The following is a 17,866-nucleotide window of genomic DNA, read 5'->3' as shown; positions in this document are numbered from 1 at the left end:
AATAATATATCGTATGAAAAGAATTGAATGTATCATTATGGACTGGGCAGGAACTGCCGTCGATTACGGTTGCTTTGCTCCCGTCGCCGCCTTTGTCGAGAGCTTTCGGGCCATCGGCGTTCCCGTCACTGCTGCCGAAACACGTGCGCACATGGGGCTGACCAAAGTAGAAGAAATCCGTGCGCTGTTCGATATAGAGCGTGTCCGTGCGGAATTTGAACGGAAATTCGGCCGTCCCGCTGGTGAGGAAGACGTGCAGGCACGTTATGCCGAATTCCAACGGGTGTTGTTTGCCTCGCTCGAAGATTATACCGACCCTATTCCCGGTGTGGTGGAAACGATTTCCGCACTGCGTGCGCAAGGTATCCGCATTGGCTCCACCACCGGCTATACCCGCTCTATGATGGATGTTGTGCTGCCTGCCGCCACAGCCAAAGGCTATGCGGTAGATAATTGCGTCACTCCCGACGGGTTGCCTGCAGGCCGTCCTGCTCCCTACATGATATATAAGAATATGGCAGACTTCGCCATCCCCTCCGTAGATTGTGTGTTGAAGTATGGCGACACCATCGCCGACATCAAGGAGGGTATCAATGCCAAAGCATGGACCGTCGGCGTAGTCCTCGGCAGTAACGAACTGGGACTGACACAAGAGGAAGTCTCCTCCTTGCCTGCCGATGAGCTCGAAGCCCGTAAGGCCGATGTCCGCCGCCGCATGCTTGCCGCCGGTGCCCACTATGTGGTCGATACCATTGCCGAGCTCCCCGCAGTCATCGCCGAGATAAACCGTAAACTTGAGATTTTGTAACCCTTATAAACGTATAAACTTAAAAACTCAATGCATATGAAACCCTACATTCTCCTTACCTCCGGCCCCCTTACTACCTCACAAACCGTCAAGGAAGCCATGCTGACCGACTGGTGTACCTGGGACGAAGACTACAACCTCCACATTGTGGAAGAAATCCGCAAGTCCCTCGTCTCCCTCGCCACCCAGCATACCGGCGACTATACTTCCATCCTCCTGCAAGGCAGCGGCACGTATTGTGTGGAAGCCGTCATCGGTAGCGTCATCAAGCCTGGCGACAAACTCCTCATACTGAGCAACGGCGCCTACGGCGACCGCATGGGCAACATCGCCGAGTATCACGGCATCTCGTACGACATGCTTGCTTTTGACGAAACAGAGCAAGTCTCCGTCAGCTACGTCGACGACTATCTTTCGCACAATGCCGAAATCACCCACGTTGCCGTGGTGCATTGCGAAACCACTACCGGCGTGCTCAATCCCCTCAAGGAGATAGCCCACCTCGTCAAGATGCACGGCAAGAAACTGATTGTAGACGCCATGAGCAGCTTCGGCGGTGTTCCCCTCGATGTACACGAACTGGGCATAGACTTCCTCATCAGCAGTGCCAACAAGTGCATCCAGGGTGTTCCGGGGGTTGGCTTCATCATCGCCCGCCGTTCCGAGCTGTTGCACTGCAAGGGCGTCTCCAAGTCACTCTCTCTCGACATTTACGACCAATGGGAAGCCATGGAGAAAGGACATGGCAAATGGCGTTTTACTTCTCCCACACACGTGGTCCGCGCCTTCAAGCAAGCCATGGACGAACTGGCAGAGGAGGGCGGTGTGGAGGCCCGTCACAACAGATATTGCGAGAACCACCGCGTGCTGGTGGACGGCATGCGTTCCCTCGGTTTCCAAACGTTGCTGCCGGACGAGATTCAATCGCCCGTTATTACTTCTTTCCTCTATCCTCATGCCGATTTCAACTTCAAAACTTTCTACACACAACTGAAAGAGCGTGGATTTGTCATCTATCCGGGAAAGATTTCGCAAGCCGACACTTTCCGTATCGGCAATATCGGAGATGTTCATCCCGAAGATTTCCGGCAGCTGATAGAGATAATTCGCGAGTGTAAATACTAAGCTCCGAATCTGCATAGATTTAATCGTTCCATCGTGGAGGAAAAATCGTTCCACCATGGTGGAACGATTTTTTCCCAGTGGTGGAATAATATTTTCCCCATAATGGAACGATTTGTCCTTCGCCTTCCTTCTCCTTAAGCTTCCCTATTAAATTTGACCTTCGTCAAGTCTGTAAACGCTATCTTTTCGTATTTTTGCACCCAATTTCGGAGGTATTAGATTTATGGCAACATCCAGAGAAATGACGGAAGGACGGGCTCTTCCGTTGATTTTCAACTTTACTTTGCCTTTACTGCTCGGCAATCTGCTGCAACAGACCTATTCATTGGTGGATGCAGCCATCGTGGGGCGCTTTCTGGGTATCAACGCCTTGGCTTCAGTCGGGGCAAGCACTTCGGTCGTTTTTCTTATTCTGGGATTCTGCAATGGCTGTTGCGGAGGTTTCGGCATTCCCGTGGCGCAAAAGTTCGGTGCGCGGGATTATGTCACGATGCGCCGTTATGTGGCTGTCAGCCTGCAGCTGGCTGCGGTGATGTCTGTTGTCATTGCCGTGGTTACCAGCATTTACTGTGCAGATATTCTGCACATGATGAGTACGCCGGAGAACATATTCACGGGAGCCTATTATTACCTGCTTGTCACGTTTATCGGGGTTCCCTTTACTTTCTTCTATAATCTGCTGTCCAGTATTATCCGTGCATTGGGTGACAGCAAGACGCCGTTTTGGTTTCTACTTCTCTCTACGGTACTGAATATCCTGCTCGATTTGTTCTGCATTCTGGTACTGGGTTGGGGAGTGGCAGGAGCTGCCATCGCTACCGTATTTTCACAAGGCGTCTCGGCCATATTGTGCTACATCTATATGATGCGTCGTTTCGACATTCTGAAGACAACGCCAGCCGAGCGGAAATTCGACGGTGCTTTGGCACGCATACAGATGTACATCGGCGTACCCATGGGACTGCAATTTTCCATTACTGCCATTGGCAGCATTATGCTGCAAAGCGCCAATAATGCTTTGGGTACGGCTTGTGTGGCTGCATTCACGGCAGCCATGCGTATCAAGATGTTTTTCATGTGTCCTTTCGAGAGTCTGGGCATGGCAATGGCCACCTATAGCGGGCAAAACTACGGTGCGGGCAAGCCGGAACGTATCTGGATGGGAGTCAAGGCAAGCACCCTGATGATGATTGTTTATTGGGCGTTCACTTTCTGTGTACTGATGTTCGGTGCCAGGACTTTTGTCCTGCTCTTTGTAGATGCCTCTGAGTTGGAGATTTTAAAGAATACGGAGTTGTTCCTGCACATTTCCGTTTCCTTTTTCCCGGTTCTGGGACTGCTCTGCATCCTGCGATACACTATCCAGGGGGTGGGATATACCAATCTTGCCATGCTTTCCGGTGTCTCGGAAATGATTGCCCGGATACTGGTCAGCCTGCTGGCTGTTCCGGCTTTCGGCTATCTGGCCGTGTGTTTTGGTGACCCTACTGCATGGATTTTTGCAGATGCCTTTTTAATACCAGCCTTCATTTATGTCTATCGGCGGATACTTCGGATGAAGAAAAATTAGTGTATCTTTGTATCGGGGAGTTGAAAGAAGAATGACCGGACGAAAAATTATACACATCGATATGGACGCATTCTACGCCTCCGTAGAACAGCGTGATAATCCTGCATTGCGGGGCAAGCCCATTGCCGTGGGTCATGCGGAGGAACGGGGAGTAGTGGCGGCAGCCAGTTACGAGGCACGGCGTTTCGGGGTGCGTTCTGCCATGTCGTCACTGAAGGCAAAGCGGCTGTGCCCCCAACTTATCTTTATCCCGGGACGGATGGAAGTCTACAAATCCGTTTCCCGCCAGATACACGAAATCTTTCATGAATATACGGATGTCATCGAGCCCATTTCGCTGGACGAGGCTTTTCTGGATGTGACGGAGAATAAACCGGGCATTCCATTGGCTGTAGACATCGCGAAGGAGATAAAGCGGAAGGTGCGGGAGAGGTTGAATCTGGTGGCTTCTGCCGGCATATCCTATAATAAGTTTCTTGCCAAGATAGCCTCGGACTACCGCAAGCCGGACGGGCTTTGCACCATACATCCTGCCCAGGCACTGGACTTTGTTGCCCGGCTGCCCATTGAAAGTTTCTGGGGAGTGGGACCGGTAACGGCGAAGAAGATGCACACTTTGGGGATTCACAACGGGGAACAGCTGCGTATGCAGTCTTTGGAGATGCTGACCCGCGAATTTGGCAAAGTGGGGACAGTCTATTATGATTTTGCCCGTGGCATCGATACCCGTCCGGTAGAGGCTGTCCGCATCCGCAAGTCTGTGGGTTGCGAACATACGTTGGAGAAGGACATCAGCAAGCGTTCATCCGTCATTATAGAGCTGTACCATGCGGCAGTGGAGCTGGTGGGGCGACTGGAGCACACCAATTTCCGCGGGAATACGCTGACGCTGAAAATCAAGTTTCATGATTTTAGCCAGATTACCCGCAGTATGACCCAAACAAAGGAGCTGGGTGCCCTTGACGTGATTCTGCCTTTGGCAAAGCAGTTGCTGCAGGAAGTGGATTATGAACATCATCCTATCCGTTTGATTGGACTTTCCGTTTCCAATCCCCGTGAAGAGGAGGAGAAGGGAGTCTGGGAACAACTGAGTTTTGAATTTAGTGACTGGGAGACGGACCATTCAAATAAATAATGCTATATTTGTGTTCAGTATTAAAAAAAGGAAAGCTATGGGCTGTTTTATGAATATTTTGTGGTTGATGTTTGGAGGTATCATCACTGCTGTGGAGTATCTTATTGCAAGTTTATTGATGATGTTCACCATTATTGGCATCCCTTTCGGTATGCAGACCTTGAAAATGGCAAGCCTTGCCTTGTGGCCTTTCGGCAAAGAGGTTCGTAGCGGGGAACGTTCCAACGGTTGCCTCTATGTGCTGATGAATATTCTTTGGATATTCTTGGGCGGCATTTGGATTTGCCTTTCGCACTTGGGATTCGGGTTATTGCTGTGCATCACCATTATAGGCATTCCTTTCGGTATCCAACACTTTAAGCTGGCAGGGCTGGCATTGACTCCTTTCGGGAAGGATATTGTTGCGGCTTGAGCGATTGTGCTGTATCGTTTTTTTATAAATATATGTAAGTATAATTGATGGTGGAGGATGAATGGTGCTTTAATCTTATTGTAATGTGCTTCTGCTTGCATGCTAAATGTTTAGCTTTGTGTTTAGCATCCGATTATGGCTCTATTTTTTGTTTTTATTTGAATTATATATAATAATAATTTTATTTTTAAAAGTGAAATGTTATATTTGTGATTATCCTCACCTATAACACTTCATATATATGCGAAAAACACACCTTTACACGCTACTATGCGTCCTATGTTTTCCATCTTTGGTTTGTGCACAACAAGCCGTTTTTGATGAATTCAGAAAAGCGGCAGGAGATTATGCTGCTCTTTACTCCGGTAAGGCAGAGGAAAATTATAACCAGCAGAAGTATCTTAACCATCCCTATTGGAATACGGATGAATTTCGCGAGGGGGCTGTCTGTTATGGCAGATGGCTTTACTCGGATTTGCAGCTCCGTTATGATACCTATAAAAAGAGTCTGATTGTGGTTACTCCGGAGAAACGGATAACCTTGCAGGTAGATATGCGGAAAGTGGATTATTTTGTCATAGAAGGACAGAAGTTTGTACCGCAGGGTGACTGTTTCGCTGCGTTGCTATATGATAGTCCGCAAATGTGCCTGACACAGTATATCGTATCCACAATGGAGTCTCAGGTGAAGAAAAACGATCTTTATTACAGCCGGTTCAAGAAAAAGAGCTATTTCAGTCTTCGCAGTGGCGGAACCGATTATGTGATAACTTCCCGTTCGGGTTTCTTGAAACTTTTTCCTACATACAAGAAGCAGTTGAAGGCTTATTGCCGGAAAGAGCGGCTGGACTTCAAGGAAGATGGCGGTGTCCGGGCAATGACTCGGTTAACGGAATATATTGATTCCTTAATTCATGGAAAATAATATGAAAGCACATAATCTTAAATATACAGTAGCCTTTTTCCTCCTATTGTCGCCTTTCGGCATGTTTGCACAGCAACAGATGGCTATGGACAGCATTTCCATATTCGAATTGATGGATGCAGTAGAAAAGGGCACGTCTTGCCGTATTTATACAACGATAACGGTTCCTTTTAAAGTGAAGCGGGCAGAGGTGAAGAACCCCACTGCCGAGTACTTGAGAGAGGCTTTGGCAGCTACTATCTATAAGGTGACGGTTTATGGTGACAGAATATTTGTCTTGCCGGAGGTTTTTCTGGCCACCTCGCTGCCACCGGTATTGATGGGGGAAAAGTTGGAGACGGATGAGGAACTATTGCCTTCATACATTCCTATTGTGAAGTCTTCTTCAGAAAACAAGGTCTATGAGATAGGAAACAAGTACAAGCCTGCCCCCGGAGATATGATAACTTTGACCGGAAGAGTTTCTGACTTTAAGACCGGCCAGAATCTGGATGGTATCAACATCATTCATCGAGAGCCGTGGGTAGCTACGACGACCAACCGTCAGGGGGAATTTACCATTGACCTGCCTGCAGGCTATAATATTCTTGAAATCAGTGGGATGAATATCAAAGTGACCCATCGGCAATTTATGCTTTATGGTGAAGGCATTGTCCATATCGAGTTGGAAGAGGAAGACCATATGCTGGATGAGGTGCTTATTGTTTCGGGGCGTATACAGAACGTGAAAAGTGTGCAGTTGGGAATGGAGAAGCTGCAGCCTGCCCTGCTGAAAAACATTCCTACGGCTATGGGTGAGGTGGATGTGCTGAAGATGATACAGACACTTCCCGGCATCAAGACAGTGGGGGAGGCATCAAGCGGTTACAATGTGCGTGGGAGTGCCGCTGACCAGAACCTGCTTCTTTTCAATAACGGAACGATTTATAACCCCAATCATCTTTTCGGTTTTTTCACGGCTTTTAATTCGGACATGATAAAGGATGCGGAACTTTATAAGAGCAGTATCCCCAGCCAGTATGGCGGGCGTATCGCTTCCGTACTGAACATCACCAGCAAGGAGGCGAACAAGGAAAAGTTTACCGGTTCTGCAGGTATCGGGCTTGTGACCAGTAAGTTGAATCTCGAGATTCCCATCATTAAGGAAAAGACTTCCCTTCTGCTGAGTGGACGTACGACCTATTCGGACTGGATAATGAAGACATTGCCCAACAAAAGCGGGTATCGTGATGGGAAAGCCGGTTTCTATGATTTGGGGACTGTCTTCTCGCATACGGTGAACGAGCGCAACAAGCTGAATGTCTATGGCTATTATAGTCACGACCGTTTTGCCTTTAATGACAATGAGAAGTATGCCTACAACAATATGAATTTCTCGGCAAACTGGAGGACCGTCTTTGCAGAAAAGCTGACCGGAAACTTCTCTTTCGGTTATGACCACTACGATTACCGAAATGATGAAACGGTGGAGGAAGCGTCTGCCGCACGGCTGTCTTTTGCCATTAACCAATGGTTTGGAAAAGCGGACTTTCTTTATCAAGCCGGCAATAGCCATGCGGTGAACTTCGGTTTGATGAGCCAGCTGTATAATGTGAATTCCGGGACCTACGAGCCGGTGGGGCCTAATTCGCTGGTAAGATATGATGAACTGCAAAAGGATAAAGCACTGGAAAGTGCCGTTTATATAGGGGATGAATGGGATATAACTTCCAGGCTCTCCATCAATGCGGGTATACGCTATTCCATGCTCAATGCTTTGGGACCGCGCACTTACTATACATATCAGGAAGGTATACTGCCCTCCATGTCTTCGGTGGCGGATTCTATCACGGCGGGGAATGGAAAGGTCATCAAGACCTATCACGGACCGGAATTCAGAGTGTCGGCACGTTATGCCTTTACAGATGATTTTTCCGTAAAGGCCGGTTTCAATACGATGAGGCAGTATATCCATAAGGTATCGAATACTGCCGTTATGTCTCCTACAGATACCTGGAAGCTGAGCGACCCCAATATCAAGCCTCAACGTGGCTGGCAGGTGGCGGCAGGCGCCTACTATAATACGCCGGGGCAACTTCTGGAATTATCTGTAGAAGGATATTACAAAAAGCTGATTGATTATCTGGATTATCGCAGTTCCGCCCAAATCCTGATGAACCACCATCTGGAGACGGATGTCATCAATACGGAGGGATATGCTTACGGCGTGGAATTCCAGGTGAAAAAACCGGCTGGAAAACTGAACGGGTGGATGAGCTATACTTATTCGCGCACTTTCTTGCGTCAGAATGATCCGCGCATAGCCCGTCCCATCAATGGTGGAGAATGGTATCCGACCGAGTATGACAAGCCGCATGACTTCAAGCTTGTAGGCAATTACAAGTTTACCCGCCGTTACAGCATGTCTTTCAATATGGATTACAGTACGGGCCGTCCCACCACAATTCCTGCCGGGCAATACTACGACCAGGGTTTGAAGAAAATGCAGGTTTACTATACCGACCGTAACAGTTATCGTGTTCCCGACTATTTCCGTATGGATTTGTCGTTCAATATTGAACCCAGTCACCACCTGACATTGTTGACCCACAGTTCCCTTTCTTTCGGTATCTATAACCTGACCGGAAGGAAGAATGTGTACTCTGTCTATTTTGTGTCCGAGGAGGGTAGGATTCAAGGATACAAGATGTCCATATTCGGTGCTCCCATTCCTTTTGTTACTTATAATATTAAATTCTGAAAGGGTATGAAGAATAAAGTATATTGGGTGATATGTATATGTCCGTTATGGTTGTTCCTTAGTAATTGTGTGGATAAGTTCAATGCCCACTTGCCGGAAAGTAGTATCGGCCTTCTCATAGTTGAAGGTAGTATAATATCGGATAGTGCTGTCGTGTTTTCTTTGAGCCGTTCCTTTTCCTTGGATGTGGAAGGGGTTCCTCCTGATTTCAATAAGGTGGATGCTGAAGTTTGTGTAACCGGTGAGGATGGCTCCAGTTTTAGGGGTGTTGCGTTGGGTAATGGAAAGTACCGGGTTGCTGTCGGAACATTGCATAGGGATGTCCGCTATAGCTTGAAGATTGTCTATGAGGGAGATATCTATACTTCCGAACCTCAATATCCGATAGGAACGGAAAGCATAGACGATGTCACCTACGAACAGCAAGGGGAGTATGGTGATGTCAGTATCCGTTTCTCTATGCAAAGCAAAGATGCTGCATGTTATTCTTGGAGTTATGAAGAAGATTGGGAGGTGAGGGCCGTATACAATCCTATGTGTGCTTATGACCCCGAAACAGATAAGATCGTTGATTATGATGCTAGACCATACTCACGCGGATGGTGTCATAGTGAATCGTCCGAGATAATAATAGGTAATATGGAAATAAACAAGGATAATCGTGTAAAGGATAAGTGTCTCTATTCCATTGAAGCAGACGATATTCGTTTTTCTTGCTATTACAGTACTATAGTGAAACAACGTAAGATTTCGAAGGGTGAATATGAATATTATCAGGAGAAAATAAAGCTTAATGAGGAGATGGGCGGGTTGTTTGTTCCCCAGCCTTCGGAATTGCCGTCGAACATTAGATGTGAAAGCTCAAATAAACAGGCCATTGGATATGTTGGTGTCAGTTTGAATGTGGCGGAATATCGCATTTTCATTTCTACAGATGATATACAATATAGGCTTCCTGAGGGGTATTGTCAGGGAGCGAAAGGGCTGAAAGAAGAGTATACATTTTTAGATTTATACTTGATGGGGTATACCATTGCATATCCGGACCCGGACCCACGTACGGGATTCAAAGGTTATGCATGGGTTTCTGGAGGTTGTACAGACGTACGCTATTTAGGTGCCAGCTTGGAAAAGCCTTCCTTCTGGCCAGTTGAAATCAATCTGTTTTAATAAGAAAAAGCGATGAATAATGCAAAATATATAGTAACATGGATATGCTTGTTGTGGCTCACTATTGGCAGTTGTGTGGATAAATTCAATGCGCACTTGCCGGAGAGTAGTACGAGGGTGCTTATAGTTGAAGGTAACATCATATCAGATAGTACAGTCGTTTTTTCCTTGAGCTGTTCCTTTCCTTTGAATGTAGAAGGAATTCCTCAGGATTATAACAAGATAGATGCAGAAGTCAGTGTAGTAGGAAGTGATGGTTCTTGTTTTAATGGCACTTCTTTGGGAGATGGAAAATACCAAGTTGTAATTGGCTCTTTGAATAAAGATGCCAGCTATAGTCTGAAAATTGTGTATGAAGGGGATATTTATACTTCGGAGCCTCAATATCCATTGGAGACAGAAACAATAAATGACGTTACCTACGAGCAACCGGAAAAATACGGTGACATCTCTATCCGCTTTTCTATGCGGAGTGAAGATGGCGGATGTTATTTCTGGAGTTACGAGGAAGATTGGGAAGTGAGGGCAGTATATAATCCCAAGTTCCGTTATGACCCTACCACTGATGAGGTGGTTGATTTTGATGCTACATCATATGCACGGGGATGGTGTCATGATAAGTCGGCTAAAATCATAGTAGGTAATATAGGAACAAATAAGGATACTCAATTGAAGGATAAGTGGCTCTATTCTATAAAGGCAGATAATAACCGTGTCTTTCATCATTATAGCACTTTGGTGAAACAGCGTAAGATTTCGAGGGGCGAGTACGAATATTATCAGGAGAAAATAAAAATCAATGAAGAAATGGGTGGATTGTTTATTCCTCAGCCTTCAGAACTTCCTACGAATATTATTTGCAACAATTCAGGCAAAAATGTAGTTGGTTATGTGGGAGTTAGCATGAATGTGGCAAAATATCGTATTTTCATTTCTGCCGATGATATATATTATAGGTTTCCTGACGGTTATTGCCAAGAATTTAGAGGTTGGGCAGATTCGTACATGGATTTATATGTGATGGGATATGCTATTGCTTATCCATTGATGGTAGGTTATGCATGGGTTTCCGGAGGTTGTACAGACGTACGCTATTTAGGTGCCAGCTTGGAAAAGCCTTCCTTCTGGCCGGATGAAATGAATTAATATTGAAATGATATGAAGAGAGTGATATTTTGTATTATAGGTTGGGTTCTTGTATTGGGATTACACGCTCAAATTGTTGAGAATATGCGTATTTATACAGACAAGGACTGCTATGTGGCTGGAGAAGATTTGTGGATAAAAGTTTGTGTGACGGATTCCTTGTCTCGTGGAAGCGTATTAAGCAAAGTAGCTTATGTAGAGATAAGTGACACGAAGCTGGTATACGCACAAGGTAAAATCGACTTGCAGAACGGGAATGGATGGGGACGTATCAGACTTCCGCAAGTCATGCATACCGGAGCTTACCAACTGACGGCATATACGCGTTATATGAGGAACTATCCTATGGCTTGTTTCCCAAAGAAGTATATAGCCTTGCTTAATACTGTTCAGACAACAGAGGAGGATAATGTGGAACTTTTCACGGATTCCATTACCGTTTCACAAGCTTCCGGCAATCAGCTTTCCGGAGCGGACTTATGGACAGATAAATCGGTCTATGGGAACCGGAGTAAAGTAGCCTTGACATTACCCAATCTGCCTGCTGATGTCAAGGAGCTTACTTTGTCCGTAGTACGAAAAGACTATGTGCTAAAGGGGTTTCCAATATCAGCCGACGGGCAGAAGAACTATACAAGTGTTCCGGAACGGTCATTTGCTGCAGAGTGTGAAGGGCATATTGTAACCGGCAGGCTGATGGGAGCGCCTGCTGACAATGTAAATGCACGTCTGGCATGTGTGGGCAAGGATATTCGTGTCTTTGGCGGACAGCCTAAGGCTGACGCTATTTATGCTTTTTATACGACCGGAATAACGGATATGCAGGAGATTGTATTAACTGCATTACCGGAGGAGGAAAGTCCCTGCCGATTGGAGCTTATTTCTCCTTTTGTCGGGGTGTTGGCGGAAAAACTTCCTAAAGTCTGTGTGTCATTTCGGAAAGAAGACTTGATAGAGCGTGGTTTCAGCGCGCAATTACATTCTCTTTTGCCGGTAGATTCTTCGTATAGCAAGAGTATATTGCAACAACTTTATGATTTTGTTCCCGCTTCCACTTATAATCTGGATGAGTATGTTCGTTTCAGGACTGTGAGGGATGTTTTTGTGGAATTTGTCAAGGGAATACGTATCAGTCAGCTGGAAGGTAAAGATGTCATCCGGATACTGCAACCGGATATAAGGAGATTCAGTAATATGAAAACACTGGTGTTGTTAGACGGGATTCCGTTTGATGACCATGAAACCATTCTGAACTATGATGCCCGTTTGATACACTATATACATCGTTATACTGGCAAATATACTTTTGGCGGGGAGTTGTATGATGGAATTGTTTCGTTTATAACCCATCGGGGAACATTGCCTGATATACGTTTGGATAAGAATTCACAGATGTTTTCTTATGAGTTTCCACAAAAGAGAATCGCATTTGTTGCTCCATCATACAATTCAGAGAAACAAGCCGGTTCTCGCTTACCGGATTTTCGGCATACACTTTATTGGAATCCGGAGATAACTTCCGCTATGGGTACACTCAACTTTTATACTTCGGATATGAACGGAATATATATAATTACCCTACAAGGAATTTCGGTTGACGGTAGGGAGATAAGGATGCAAAGTGAGTTTGTTGTTGGTGCTAACCATTAGTATAGATGGATAAAAAAGAAAAAGGGCAGAGAACTGAAAAGTTCCCTGCCCTTTATTCATTGTATTTAAAGGTGTTTTTTTACATGGTTACGAGTGACTGCTTTGCAAGCAGCTTTTGTAGTTTACCGTTCAGTGTTTGACACATTGTTCCATTACCCATTGCCTGATAGCGTTTGATTTGGTACTGTAACATAAAAATTTCATTTGCATTCTTTTTCATAATTCTCATCTTTTTGTGCTCTCCGCGTTTCGGAAAGCGGGTTTTTACATCTTTTCTTTTATCTTATAACGTTGCAAAGATACGAAATGTTTGCGAGAAATGTGTTTTATAACATAAAAAATAGCCATTCATCCTTTATTTTCTTTAGAAATACTAGATTTTGCAATCTATATATGACAAATATGTTACGCAAGTTTCGCAAACTCTTCCTTGTTTTATACCTTTGTAAAAAGGGATATTTTAGTATGGAGAATATTGTCAGAACAATAAGAGTTTATTATCCGGTTTCAGATGAAGCATTGGCGACATTGGCACATGGTTTTGAAAAGCAAGTGTTTCCTGTCAAAACACTTATTATCCGTGCAGGACAATTTGATAGGCAAGTCCACTTCATAGAGAAGGGAATGACACGCTCGTACACCTTGCACGATGGAAAAGAAGTAACGACATGGTTCTCTATGGAAGGTGATGTAGCTTGTGGCTCGTGGGATTTATATAGGAACAAAGCAGGCTTTGAATACGTGGAAACATTGGAAGAAACACTGGTCTATTCTATTTCCATTGAAACGCTTAATGAGTTGTATAAGTCAGATATAGATATTGCAAATTGGATGAGGGTGTTACAACAGGAAAATTTTCTTCGCTTACAAGATATTCATATATCTCGCCTCAACTTGTCTGCGTATGAGCGTTATGAAAAATTAATGAGTGAGTGTCCGGCCCTTTTTCATAGAGTGACTTTGGGACATATCGCTTCTTTCCTTGGCATTACACAACAATCATTGAGTCGTATCAGGGCAAAGGGGTATTTTTTAACATAGGATAAATTCCTATACATTAGAGTTTTGTATTTTTGTCCGCAAAAACAGGATGCGTATGAAAACAGAATATGAAAAGTGCATGGCTGGCGAACCTTTTATAGGAAGCAGGGATCCGAAAATAGTGGAGATGATTTTGCGTACAAAACGTCTCCTGGCACAATTCAATGCCACAGATTATGCCGATAGCAAGCGCAGGAGGGAGTTGTTGTGTGAGATGTTGGGACATGTAGGCAAGAATGTGCATGTGGATATTGACTTCCATTGTGAATGTGGCAAGCATATTTTTATGGGCGACAAGGTAATTGTCAACATGAATTGTACCTTTGTGGACAACAATCGTATTGACATAGGTAGCAACGTCTTAATAGCCTCTAATGTACAGATATATACGGCAACCCATTCTACCAAAGTAGATGAACGTATGGTGCAGGACTGTCCGGAAGAACAAGAAATCTGCCGTACGTATGCCTTACCTGTACGAATAGAGGATGGAGTATGGATTGGTGGAGGGGTTGTCATTTTGCCTGGTGTCACCATCGGGAGGAACAGCGTTATCGGGGCGGGGAGTGTGGTTACCCGTTCTATTCCTGCGAATTGTGTGGCAGTGGGAAATCCTTGTCGTGTGATAAAACAGATTGATAATATAGTATCTGTATGAGCATGTGTTGAGTAAATGTATTATCTTTGCATATATTACCATGTAAACAAGAGAGACTATATACTTATGGGGAAATTGGTGGAACTTTGGCGGAGTCCTTATCCTACGTTTTATCAACGCTGGAAGGCAGTAGTGATACCTTCGGCCATTATTTTTCTGATATTATATATACTTCAGCCGTTCGGTATTTCCCGGATAAAGGGAAGTGTGTTTGGGGTGGTTGCCGGTTCTGCATTGATTGCGGCAGGTGCTTCGGGAGTTTTCACCTATTTGCTTCCGGCATTATTTCCTGCTTATTACAAGGAGCAGAACTGGACATTGGGTAAGCATGTGTTGAATTTGCTGCTGATGTTGTTGCTGATAGCAGTGGGGATTTGGGCCTATCAATCATGGTTGATGGGAATGTGGTTGGACAAGCGGTTGTTCTTTCTGGCTTTGTCTTGGGTAATGGTGCTGGCACCTTTTCCTACCATATTTTTTCTGATGTGGAACCGCAATTTGCAACTGACCCGCAATCTGAAAGAAGCTATGGAGATGAACGGTCACCTTTCAAGGAGAATATCCCCGGAAGTTGGGATAGCGAGCTTGGAAGACAAGGTGTTTTCCTCGGAAGAAGCGTTGGTGTTTGCCGGTGGCACCAAAGAAATGCTGGAAGTAAAGGCCGGAGATTTCCTTTATGCAGAGGCAAAGGGGAATTACGTAAAAGTAGGTTACCGTTCAGATTCGGATAAAGAAAAGAAAATTACATGGAGATTGTTGCGTGCCACCATGAAGCAGGCAGAGGAAGCTGTCTCTGCTTGCCCTTTTATTATCCGTTGCCATAGGGCCTTTCTTGTAAACATCCGGATGGTGGTGAAAGTAGATGGAAACTCTCAGGGATATAAGCTGAATCTGGAGGGTTGCGAAGAAGATGTTCCGGTTTCACGCGCATACGCCAAAGAGGTGAAAGCATTGATTGAAAACCGAACAAAGAGTTAGTCACTCGTCACAGAAATACGTTGTTCGTCACAAAGAGTTTGTTGGTTGTCACATATCCGGGCTGTCTGTCCCGGATATTTTTTTGTCTTATACCCTTCCTTTATGTTTGCGGCAGGAAACACAACGAATGTAAAGATATGAAACGGGAAACAGTCTTTGGGATATTGGGTGTATTACTTTATACACAGCCTTCCGTAGCGCAGAAATCAGTGACCGATACAGTACGTCTGAATTTTAATATAGACAGTGTCGCTTTGGAAGAAGTAGTGGTAAAAGGAGCCAGAACTCCTGCTGCCAACAGCCGTTGGAGCGATATGCATCCGGTGGAACTGGTCACGGTGGGCGGTGCGAACGGTGATTTATACAAGGCATTGCAGACTTTGCCCGGTACGCAAGTGCAGGGTGAAACCGGTGAATTGCTGGTACGTGGTGGAGGCAGTTACGAGACGCAGACTTTTATTGATGGAATGCATGTACTGAATCCCTATACTTCGAACGGAATAAATACCCCTGCTCGCAGCCGTTACTCTACATTTATGTTCAGTGGGGTAAACCTTGCTTCGGGAGGCGCTTCACAAGAATATGGAGAAGCGCTTTCGGCAGTCTTGCCATTGGAAACAAAAGATTACAGCAAGGTCGATAAAGTCGGAGTGAACGCTTCCGTTGTCGGTGTTGGTGGAGGGGGCACAAAGACTTTTGACAGAGGATCCTTGTCTGTTGACTTGAATTATCAGAACCTGGGTTTGTATGACAAGGTTTATTCGGGCAGGAGGGATTTCGAGAAGCCTTACCGGATGTTTTCCGGAGCTGTCCAGTTCCGTTATACTCTTGATGAAAGAGTGGTATGGAAGGTTTACGCACAATACGACCGGACGGACTTTTCCACTTACGAAGGGGATAACCGCAGATTGTTCGGGCTGGGTGAAGACAATATCTATGTAAATGCAACCTTTCGCAGGCATACTTCCGGAGAGTGGAGTTGGTTTGCAGGGGCGGCCTATTCTTACTATAACCGGAGAATCGGAGGAGCAGTTGTTTCGGGTGATAACTGGCTGGAACGTCAGCAAGAGACGCATCTGAAGGCTAAAGTTTTCAAACGGCTGTCATCGGTATTCCGCCTGGATATGGGGATAGAGAGCTATATCCGCAATTACAGGAATCATTATCTGTTGTGCGGGACGGATGACAGCAATCGCATGTCGCCTACCATTGGTGCGGGTTTCTTTTCGATGGCTTATTATCCGATGGAACAATTGAAGATGGAGTTTTCTTTTCGCACGGAATACACTTCTCCGAGCCGTAAGATGAATTTCTCTCCCCGGCTGGCGGCGAACTATTATTGGGGAAACATGATGCTGTCGGGGATTGTAGGGCGATACACACAGTTGCCCGAGAACAACTGTCTGGTGCGTCGGCCGCAGTTGATGTCGGAAGTATGTATGCAGTACAATTTGGGCGTTCAGTACGACTATGAAGGGCGTTTCTGTAAAGCTGAACTTTATTATAAGGATTATGACCGTCTGGCATTGGAGGAAACGGATGCCGATACGAAAGCTGTATTCTTGACCTCCAACGGTTATGGACACAGCAAAGGCATAGACTTGTTCTTCCGTGATAGAGCGTCCTTCAAGAATCTGGAATACCAGTTATCCTATACCTATAATATAGCCAAACGTAAATATCGGGAGTATCTGGAACTGACTACTCCTCAGTATGCTACACGGCATAATGCAGCCTGGGTGGTGAAGTATTCCTTGCCTCGCCTGCGTTCCATTGTCAGCGTGACCGACCGTTTCAGTAGCGGACGTCCTTATCATAACCCCATGCTGCCGGGTCTGATGAACGATGAAGTGAAGCCTTATAACAGTCTGGATTTGGGTGTGACCTTCCTGGCAAGCAAGAAGGTAATCATCCATGCTTCCACCAGCAATATCCTTTGCCGGAAGAATGAGTTCGGTAAGGTGGATAACAAGGCTGTCCTGGCTTCCAGCGACCATTTTTTCTATGTAGGAGTATATGTGACTTTAGGCAAGAAGGCCGCCTACGATGTATCCAATTTTTAGACAATAACCCTTTTTAAATAAACAAAGATGAAAGCAATGATTATTTTTTTAGTATTTGTAATGCAAAGTGCCGCCCAGCTGCTCTTTGCCCAGAACCTGACTATTGAAGTGTGTGACATTGAAAAGGTGGAGGGGCATCTCTATGTCGCCATCTACAATTCGGAAGAAACATTCATGAAGAAACCCTTGACCGCCTTCCGGATAGATGTGAAAGATACGTCGCTCTCCATTCCTTGCCAGGGGTTACCTACGGGTACGTATGCCATTTCGTTGTTTCAAGACGAGAACGGAAACGGGAAACTGGATACTGCCGTTTTCGGCATTCCTACAGAGAAGTACGGGTTCAGCAATGATGCTCAAGGCGTTATGGGTCTGCCGTCTTATGACAAATGCAGCTTCACTTTTTCCGGAGACACGACTTTGGTGATACATCTGAAGTAGAGTG

The 17,866-nt window shown here is 45.4% G+C and carries 16 protein-coding genes; 15 read left to right on the top strand and 1 reads right to left on the bottom strand.

The genetic code is table 11. The features are described from left to right. The first annotated feature begins 13 nt into the window (after positions 1-13). The 10 genes from phnX to DWY55_RS18065 all read left to right on the top strand — a co-directional run bounded on the left by phnX (position 14) and on the right by DWY55_RS18065 (position 12,681). Positions 14-808 (top strand): phosphonoacetaldehyde hydrolase, encoded by a 795-nt coding sequence (phnX, locus tag DWY55_RS18115; RefSeq protein WP_117878409.1) that lies wholly within the window; start codon positions 14-16, stop codon positions 806-808. 36 nt (positions 809-844) lie between these two features. Next, positions 845-1,933: a 2-aminoethylphosphonate--pyruvate transaminase gene (locus DWY55_RS18110; protein ID WP_120178235.1), complete on the top strand. Its 1,089-nt coding sequence runs from the start codon at positions 845-847 to the stop codon at positions 1,931-1,933. A 223-nt stretch (positions 1,934-2,156) separates the two neighbouring features. Further along, positions 2,157-3,503, top strand: coding sequence for an MATE family efflux transporter (locus DWY55_RS18100; protein WP_022401954.1), 1,347 nt, complete (start codon positions 2,157-2,159; stop codon positions 3,501-3,503). Between the two features lie 31 nt (positions 3,504-3,534). Further along, positions 3,535-4,638 (top strand): DNA polymerase IV, encoded by a 1,104-nt coding sequence (gene dinB, locus DWY55_RS18095; RefSeq protein ID WP_005831892.1) that lies wholly within the window; start codon positions 3,535-3,537, stop codon positions 4,636-4,638. 37 nt (positions 4,639-4,675) lie between these two features. Beyond that, on the top strand, positions 4,676-5,050 hold the full coding sequence (locus tag DWY55_RS18090; protein ID WP_005832831.1) for a YccF domain-containing protein: 375 nt from the start codon (positions 4,676-4,678) through the stop codon (positions 5,048-5,050). Positions 5,051-5,291: 241 nt separating this feature from the next. Further along, positions 5,292-5,975, top strand: coding sequence for a hypothetical protein (locus tag DWY55_RS18085; protein WP_005832827.1), 684 nt, complete (start codon positions 5,292-5,294; stop codon positions 5,973-5,975). Between the two features lies 1 nt (position 5,976). Further along, the gene (locus DWY55_RS18080) at positions 5,977-8,715 is read left to right on the top strand and encodes a TonB-dependent receptor domain-containing protein (RefSeq protein ID WP_008665291.1); all 2,739 of its coding nucleotides are present in this window, start codon (positions 5,977-5,979) and stop codon (positions 8,713-8,715) included. A gap of 6 nt (positions 8,716-8,721) precedes the next feature. After that, the gene (locus DWY55_RS18075; RefSeq protein ID WP_005832823.1) at positions 8,722-9,885 is read left to right on the top strand and encodes a DUF4249 domain-containing protein; all 1,164 of its coding nucleotides are present in this window, start codon (positions 8,722-8,724) and stop codon (positions 9,883-9,885) included. A gap of 12 nt (positions 9,886-9,897) precedes the next feature. Continuing rightward, entirely contained in the window at positions 9,898-11,031 is a 1,134-nt protein-coding gene (locus DWY55_RS18070; RefSeq protein WP_005831875.1) for a DUF4249 domain-containing protein, read from the top strand. Positions 11,032-11,115: 84 nt separating this feature from the next. Beyond that, positions 11,116-12,681, top strand: coding sequence for a hypothetical protein (locus DWY55_RS18065; RefSeq protein WP_227212788.1), 1,566 nt, complete (start codon positions 11,116-11,118; stop codon positions 12,679-12,681). 79 nt (positions 12,682-12,760) lie between these two features. On the opposite strand, the gene DWY55_RS22045 is transcribed toward DWY55_RS18065, so the two are convergent. Continuing rightward, on the bottom strand, positions 12,761-12,901 hold the full coding sequence (locus tag DWY55_RS22045) for a hypothetical protein (protein WP_005832819.1): 141 nt from the start codon (positions 12,899-12,901) through the stop codon (positions 12,761-12,763). A gap of 245 nt (positions 12,902-13,146) precedes the next feature. On the opposite strand from DWY55_RS22045, the gene DWY55_RS18060 reads away from it, so the two are divergent. From DWY55_RS18060 to DWY55_RS18040, 5 genes are all read left to right on the top strand, one after another. Beyond that, positions 13,147-13,722 carry a Crp/Fnr family transcriptional regulator gene (locus DWY55_RS18060; RefSeq protein WP_008665297.1) on the top strand — a complete coding sequence of 192 codons (576 nt, stop codon included), beginning with the start codon at positions 13,147-13,149 and terminating at the stop codon, positions 13,720-13,722. A 55-nt stretch (positions 13,723-13,777) separates the two neighbouring features. Further along, positions 13,778-14,380 carry a sugar O-acetyltransferase gene (locus DWY55_RS18055; RefSeq protein ID WP_005832814.1) on the top strand — a complete coding sequence of 201 codons (603 nt, stop codon included), beginning with the start codon at positions 13,778-13,780 and terminating at the stop codon, positions 14,378-14,380. A 66-nt stretch (positions 14,381-14,446) separates the two neighbouring features. Beyond that, entirely contained in the window at positions 14,447-15,358 is a 912-nt protein-coding gene (locus DWY55_RS18050) for a LytTR family DNA-binding domain-containing protein (protein WP_008665300.1), read from the top strand. Positions 15,359-15,495: 137 nt separating this feature from the next. Beyond that, positions 15,496-17,421, top strand: coding sequence for a TonB-dependent receptor plug domain-containing protein (locus DWY55_RS18045; RefSeq protein ID WP_117878413.1), 1,926 nt, complete (start codon positions 15,496-15,498; stop codon positions 17,419-17,421). Positions 17,422-17,448: 27 nt separating this feature from the next. After that, positions 17,449-17,862 (top strand): DUF2141 domain-containing protein, encoded by a 414-nt coding sequence (locus tag DWY55_RS18040; protein WP_008665305.1) that lies wholly within the window; start codon positions 17,449-17,451, stop codon positions 17,860-17,862. The last annotated feature ends 4 nt before the right edge of the window (positions 17,863-17,866 follow it).

The sequence above is a fragment of the Bacteroides sp. AF25-38AC genome (assembly GCF_003602995.1).
Lineage (GTDB): Bacteria > Bacteroidota > Bacteroidia > Bacteroidales > Bacteroidaceae > Bacteroides > Bacteroides uniformis.
Note: the sequence above shows the minus strand (reverse complement) of the source record. Positions and strands in the feature narration are given on the sequence as shown.